General features: G+C 62.2%; 1 pseudogene. It reads left to right on the top strand.

Going from position 1 to position 437, the window contains the following annotated elements:
* Positions 1–437: pseudogene (locus O7A70_RS34070) on the top strand (sulfonate ABC transporter substrate-binding protein); the annotation flags it as partial.

Below are 437 nucleotides of genomic sequence, written 5' to 3'. Positions count from 1 at the left end.
GGTCTATCTGACGCCGCCCGACGCGGGACCGGCGTTCGCCAATGGCAGCATCGACGCCTGGGCGATCTGGGATCCTTATTTCGCGATCGGCGAGACCAAGCAGAACGGCCGCATCCTGGTCAACGCCCATGAGATCACCAAGACCAACTCGTTCTTCATCGCCAACCGTGACTTCGCGAGGAATCACGGACCTGTGCTGCAACAGATTATCGACGTCCTCGCGTCAACGGCGAATTGGGCCGAGGCGCACTGCGACGAGGTCGCGAAATCGCTGAGCACCGTCACCGGAATCCCGCTGGATATCCAGACCATCGCCGCCAATCGGGCCGCGTTCAGGATCGGACCCGTCACCGACGATATCGTTGCGACCCAGCAGGGCGTGGCCGACCGCTTCTTCAAGCTCGGGCTGATCCCGAAAGAGATCGCGATCCGCGACA

Source organism: Mesorhizobium sp. Cs1299R1N1, assembly GCF_037179655.1.
Classification (GTDB): domain Bacteria; phylum Pseudomonadota; class Alphaproteobacteria; order Rhizobiales; family Rhizobiaceae; genus Mesorhizobium; species Mesorhizobium salmacidum.
The sequence above is the reverse complement of the archived record's forward strand: the minus strand, read 5'-3'. Positions and strand labels throughout refer to the sequence as shown.